This window comes from Dyella choica (assembly GCF_003977665.1).
GTDB classification, from domain to species: domain Bacteria; phylum Pseudomonadota; class Gammaproteobacteria; order Xanthomonadales; family Rhodanobacteraceae; genus Dyella_B; species Dyella_B choica.
Map to the genome: position 1 here is coordinate 96,434 of NZ_RYYV01000016.1, position 6,000 is coordinate 102,433.

The window sequence follows — 6,000 nt, forward strand, 5'->3', positions numbered from 1 at the left end:
CTGGCCCTAGTCCATATAGGTGCGAAGCTGCGCTCAGTCCGCGGGAAGTATGAAAGCAGCCACCACGCGCCGACCTTCGCCGGCGAGCAGATCATAGGTACGCGCCGCCGCCGCATTGTCCATCACTTCGACCCCGATCCCCTTGCGCAGAAATCCGGCCATGAAGGCGGCCGGCGGAAACTGCTGGCGGATGCCGGTGCCGAGCAACACCAATTCAGGCTTCAATGCCAACACTTCTTCAACGTGGCCGTCCGTCAGCGCCCGCGCGTCGGTGACGGGCCACTGTTCCACCGCGCGTTCCGGCGATAGCAAGAAGCTGCGGGTGAGTTCACGGTCGACCACCGTGATGCCACGTTCGGTCACGCGGCGAACGAACAGGTAGTCGCCAGGACGATCCAGCGAGAGATCCATGACCGCCTCCTCAGCGTGGCAAGGCGAGCCGTGGATCGTCCTGGTTGCGCCGGAACAGCACCACGGTGTGGCCAATCTGTTGCACGTTCTCGGCGCCGGTGCCTTCGAGCAGGATCCGGATCTGCTCTTCGCGTTCTTCCTTGTCGCCGCCGGAGAGCTTCACTTTCACCAGCTCGTGGTGCGACAGCGCCAGGTCCAGCTCCTTCACCACCGCCTCGCTGGCGCCCTTGGCGCCGAGCAGGATCACCGGATGGAGGTCGTGGGCGAGGCTGCGCAGGTAGCGCTTCTGTGAAGGGGATATGGCCATGCGTTCAGTCTCGATGCACTGCAAGCTAATCTTAAAGGGTATCATGTCCACCCCCTGTTCCCGGTCCGTTTGCCGACCCATGCCTCGCAGCAAGAGCAGTTCCCGCTGGCTGCGGGAGCATTTCGACGATGTCTATGTCAAGAAGGCCCAGGCCGAAGGCCTGCGTTCGCGTGCCGTATTCAAGCTGGAAGAGCTGGTCGATCGCGACCACCTGCTGAAGCCGGGCATGCGCGTAGTCGACCTGGGAGCGGCTCCCGGCGGCTGGTCGCAGCTGGTGCGGCAGCGCCTGGGCGATAGTGGTACTGTGGTGGCGCTGGATATCCTGCCCATGCAGGGTATTGCCGGCGTTGATTTTTTGCAGGGCGACTTCCGTGAAGAAAGCGTCCTGCAGGCGCTGGAGCAGCGTCTGGATGGCTGGAAAGTCGATCTTGTGCTGTCGGACATGGCCCCCAATATGAGTGGCGTGGCACTGGCCGACCAGATCCGGGCGATGGACCTGGCGGAACTGGCGCTTGATTTCTGCAGGCACTGGCTGAAGCCCGACGGAGCGTTTCTAATCAAGTTGTTCCAGGGAACAGGCTTCGACGATTACTTGCGTAGCTTGCGCGCTGACTTCTCGCGCGTAAGTATGCGTAAACCCAAGGCCTCACGTGCGCGTTCGCGTGAGGTGTACGCGCTGGCCACCGGCTTCAAGGCCGGCGGCAGGCAAACTGGCGAGAACCGCGCATGAACGAAACATGGAAAACTTTGTTGCTCTGGCTGGTGATCGCGGTCGTCCTGATCACCGTGTTCCAGAGCTTCAACCCGCACGGTGGCGCCTCTTCGGACCTGCCTTACAGCAGCTTCGTGCAGAGTGTGGATAGCGGCAATGTCGCCACGGCCAATATCAGCGCCGAAAATCCGGCCACCATCAACGGCAAGCTGAAGGACGGCAGCAACTACCGCACCGTCGCGCCGGTACTCGGCTTCTCCACCAACTCGGTGGTGAAGCAGATGCAGGACAAGAACGTCACCGTCACCCAGGATTCCGGCACCGGCTTTTCGCTGCTCGGCTTGCTGGTGAACTGGCTGCCGGTCATTCTTATCGTGGGCGTGTTCATCTGGTTCATGCGCCAGATGCAGCAGGGCGGCGGCGGGCGCGGGGCGATGAGCTTTGGCCGTTCGCGCGCCAAGTTGCAGGGCGAGGACCAGGTCAAGGTCAATTTCAGCGATGTGGCCGGTTGTGACGAAGCCAAGGAAGAAGTCGGCGAACTGGTCGAATTCCTGCGTGACCCGGGCAAATTCCAGCGCCTCGGCGGCAAGATTCCGCGCGGCGTACTGATGGTCGGTCCGCCCGGCACCGGCAAGACCCTGCTTGCCAAGGCGATTGCCGGCGAGGCCAAGGTACCGTTCTTCTCGATTTCCGGCTCTGATTTCGTCGAGATGTTCGTCGGCGTGGGCGCGTCGCGTGTGCGTGACATGTTCGATCAGGCCAAGAAGCACGCCCCTTGCATCATCTTCATCGACGAAATCGATGCGGTAGGACGCCATCGTGGCGCCGGCCTGGGTGGCGGTCACGACGAGCGCGAGCAGACGCTCAACCAGCTGCTGGTGGAAATGGACGGCTTTGAAGGCACCGAGGGCATCATTGTCATCGCGGCGACCAACCGTCCGGACGTGCTCGATCCGGCTCTGCTGCGTCCCGGCCGCTTCGACCGCCAGGTCGTGGTCGGCCTGCCGGACGTGAAGGGCCGCGAGCAGATCCTCAAAGTGCACCTGCGCAAGGTGCCGATCGCCAGCGACGTGGAGCCGATGGTGATTGCACGCGGTACGCCGGGCTTCTCCGGCGCGGACCTGGCCAACCTCGTCAACGAGGCGGCGCTGTTCGCGGCGCGCGAGAACGCCCGTGAAGTGCGCATGACCCATATGGACAAGGCGCGCGACAAGATCCTGATGGGCACCGAGCGGCGCTCGATGGCGATGAGCGAGGACGAAAAGAAGCTCACCGCCTATCACGAAGCCGGTCACGCCATCGTCGGCCGCCTGGTGCCGGAGCACGATCCGGTCTACAAGGTGACGATCATCCCGCGCGGCCGTGCGCTCGGCGTCACCATGTACCTGCCGGAAGGCGACAAGTACAGCATGAACAAGACCGCGATCGAATCGCAGTTGTGTTCGCTGTACGGTGGCCGCGTAGCGGAAGAGTTGATCTTCGGCACCGACAAGGTCACCACCGGAGCCTCCAACGACATCGAACGCGCGACCAAGATGGCGCGCAACATGGTCACCAAGTGGGGCCTGTCGAACGAGCTCGGTCCGGTCACCTACGGCGAGGAAGAGGACGAAGTGTTTCTCGGCCGCTCGGTGACGCAGCACAAGAACGTCTCCAATGAGACCGCGCGCAAGATCGACGAAGTGGTGCGCGACATCCTCGACCGCGCCTACGGCCGCAGCATGCAGTTGCTGACCGAGAACATCGATAAGCTGCACATGATGGCCGATGCTCTGCTGCAGTACGAAACGATCGACGCGCGCCAGATCGATGACATCATGGCCGGCCGCGTGCCGGGTCCCCCGGCGGACTGGTCCAAGACCACGCCGTCGAGTTCGGTGCCGCCGCCGCCACCGCGCAGCGATGCCGGGGCCAAGGTGGGTGATCCGGCTACGCAAAGCCGTATCTAAGCCTGGACATCCGATCGGAAAGGCCGCCCCTTGGGCGGCCTTTTTTGTTGGGCGCGTCAATAATTTTATCCGGGTGATATTGTAATGAGTATTTTTATCCGGGTATTATTCTGGCTTTCCAGGAAGCCCTCTCATGAACAGCCCAGCGTCACCCGTTTCCTACACCAGCTTTCAGAGCGAACGACGCCTTGCCTCCGGGCCGCCGCACGTTGTGGCGCTGGCGGTCAAGCTCGCCGCTGCGCGAGCGAATGCCAAGCCGATTCAGATCTTTGACGACAGCACCGGACGCTCTGTCGATGTCGACACGCGTGGCTCCGATGAAGACGTGCTCGCCCGCTATTTCCCGGTTGCCGCCGTCGAAGAGGACAAGCTGGATGGCGCCGCCGATGCTCCCCGGGGCAGGGGGCGTCCCAAGCTGGGCGTTGTCGCGCGCGAGGTCACCTTGCTGCCGAGGCACTGGGAGTGGCTGTCCGCCCAGCCAGGCGGCCCCTCCGTGGCGCTGCGCAAACTGGTGGACGAGGCGCGTCGTACCCACGGCGAACGCGACAAGTCGCGCGCGCGACAGGAACGCGCCTATCACTTCATGTCAGCTATGGCCGGCGACAGGCCCGGTTTCGAAGAGGCCACGCGTGCTCTGTTCGCCGACGACAAGTCGAAGTTTGCCGAGCTGATTGCCGCCTGGCCGATCGACGTGCGCGACTACGCCTCGCAGCTGGCATTCGGCGAATAAAAGGACGGTGGTCATGAGCAGCTATCTGGAACCGACGTGGGAAGCGGGGCGTGCCTTCATGGCGAGGCCATGGCAAGGCAGCGTCGTAATGCTCAATTTGTTGCGTTTTCGCGCCGTGGCCGATTACTCGGCCACGCCGGAGTTGGCACCTGCCGAAGCCATCAGTGGTGCGCAAGCCTTTCAGCGTTACATCGAACTCACTTTGCCGTACTTGCGCGAAAGCGGCGGCGAGCTCCTATGGCTTGGCGATGGCGGTCATTTTTTGATCGGACCGCCTGACGAGCGATGGGACATGGCCATGCTGGTGCGCCAGCACAGCGTTGCTTCATTCATGGCATTTGCTTCGCACCAGGCGTATCTGGCCGGAATAGGGCATCGCACGGCGGCGCTTGAAGATTCGCGCCTGTTGCCACTGACGTCGATCGACATCTGAAGGTTTGATCGTCGGTTGGGTGCAAACCCCAACATCGTCGTGCATGGACATTTCGAGGTTGGGGTCTGCACCTCAACCTACACGGCCAAAGGGTAAAGCCCGTTACTGCGCTTGGGGAGCTCGAAAAAAACGAGCACATCCCTGTGCTCTCACTTTCGCACTTTGAGGAAACAGCACACATCTGTCAGACGCATACCGCACATCGATTGCTGGGGAGCGTACTTGTGCGGCGTCGTCCGCCTCATCTATAGAGTGGACAATTTGATGCCACAGTGTCTTGTGCATTCGAGGCTCGCGAGATGCGAATTTCCGCACAAATGGCGCACGCACCGGTAAACACTTTGCACAGGCATGAAAGACTAGAACAACTTGCGGATTTTGAATGCGCAATTCGGCACAATTTATTTGCCATACTATAGCACGTTACTGGTGAGGCACTTGCGCTGGTAGGCGAAATAGCCCTTAAGATGCGGTGTCCGGACTGCACGATCGTACAGCCGGTCCTTGTCATCCTTTGCCGGTACGCACCTAGTCACCATGAAGATTTCTGCCGATGAGCTGGAGCCGCTGTTCGACGTCTTGCCGGATGTTGTGTTCTTTGTGAAGGATACAGAGGGGCGTTACACGCACGCTAATCTGACCCTGGTGCGCCGTCTTGGCCTCAAGCAGCGCAGCGACGTGATCGGCAAGGATGTCACCGAACTGTTTCCGACCACGATGGGCGGCTCCTATGCCGCGCAGGATCTGCGTGTATTGAACGGCGAGGTCATCGAAAACCAGCTGGAAGTGCATATCTTCGCCAACCGCGCGCCGGGCTGGTGCCTCACCTGCAAGCGTCCGCTGCGCTCACGCGGCAAGATTTGCGGCGTAGTGGGCATTTCGCGCGATCTTGGCCTGCCGGATGGGCGCCATCCTGTCTACGACCGCTTGAAGCGCGTGCTGGCCTATATGCAGGAACACTACGGCGACGGTGTTCGTATCCAGGCCCTGGCCGAGCAGGCCGAGCTTTCGATTGCGCAATTCGAACGGCATTTCCGCCGCGTTTTCCAGCTCACGCCGCAGCAGGTGCTGACCAAGCTGCGCATTGAGGCAGCCATGCGCATGCTGCACTCCGACGACAGTGTGGCATCGATAGGCGTGGCATGCGGTTTTGTCGACCAGAGCGCGTTTGCGCGCCAGTTCAAGGCGACGGTGGGGATGACGCCGCGAGCGTATCGCTCGCTGGCGCAGGGGCAGGAGGCGATGGTGCCGGCGTAGCGGGGGGGAGGTTGGGGTGTCACCCCGACGGCCCCTTTTTATCCCGCACGGTTGCTGCATTTCGTGGGTTGAACCATTGCCTGCGGCGCTTTCGGTCCCTAAAGGGACCGAGTCACTTTTCTTTGCTGGCCCAAAGAAAAGTAACGGCGGATTCTAAACTCAAGTGCATCACTGGAGTGGAGAAGGCCATGGGCGAGCAGT

The 6,000-nt window shown here is 61.6% G+C and carries 7 protein-coding genes; 5 read left to right on the forward strand and 2 right to left on the reverse strand.

The window, feature by feature from the left end; translation table 11 throughout:
- Positions 1–33 precede the first annotated feature (33 nt).
- Complete coding sequence (locus EKH80_RS18155) at positions 34–411, reverse strand: Mth938-like domain-containing protein (protein ID WP_126686205.1); 378 nt, start codon at positions 409–411, stop codon at positions 34–36.
- Positions 412–421: 10 nt separating this feature from the next.
- Positions 422–718 carry a ribosome assembly RNA-binding protein YhbY gene (gene yhbY / locus EKH80_RS18160; RefSeq protein ID WP_126686206.1) on the reverse strand — a complete coding sequence of 99 codons (297 nt, stop codon included), beginning with the start codon at positions 716–718 and terminating at the stop codon, positions 422–424.
- Between the two features lie 79 nt (positions 719–797).
- Here yhbY and rlmE point away from each other — a divergent pair, with 79 nt between their 5' ends.
- From rlmE to EKH80_RS18185, 5 genes are all read left to right on the forward strand, one after another.
- Positions 798–1,448, forward strand: coding sequence for a 23S rRNA (uridine(2552)-2'-O)-methyltransferase RlmE (gene rlmE, locus EKH80_RS18165; protein WP_126686207.1), 651 nt, complete (start codon positions 798–800; stop codon positions 1,446–1,448).
- A complete protein-coding gene (ftsH, locus tag EKH80_RS18170) occupies positions 1,445–3,379 on the forward strand; it encodes an ATP-dependent zinc metalloprotease FtsH (protein ID WP_196240408.1) in 1,935 nt (644 codons plus the stop codon). Before rlmE ends, ftsH begins: the two co-directional genes overlap by 4 nt.
- A gap of 133 nt (positions 3,380–3,512) precedes the next feature.
- On the forward strand, positions 3,513–4,109 hold the full coding sequence (locus EKH80_RS18175) for a DUF2239 family protein (protein ID WP_126686208.1): 597 nt from the start codon (positions 3,513–3,515) through the stop codon (positions 4,107–4,109).
- Positions 4,110–4,122: 13 nt separating this feature from the next.
- Complete coding sequence (locus EKH80_RS18180; protein WP_126686209.1) at positions 4,123–4,542, forward strand: DUF1330 domain-containing protein; 420 nt, start codon at positions 4,123–4,125, stop codon at positions 4,540–4,542.
- Positions 4,543–5,079: 537 nt separating this feature from the next.
- Positions 5,080–5,799 carry an AraC family transcriptional regulator gene (locus EKH80_RS18185; RefSeq protein WP_126686210.1) on the forward strand — a complete coding sequence of 240 codons (720 nt, stop codon included), beginning with the start codon at positions 5,080–5,082 and terminating at the stop codon, positions 5,797–5,799.
- Positions 5,800–6,000 lie beyond the last annotated feature (201 nt).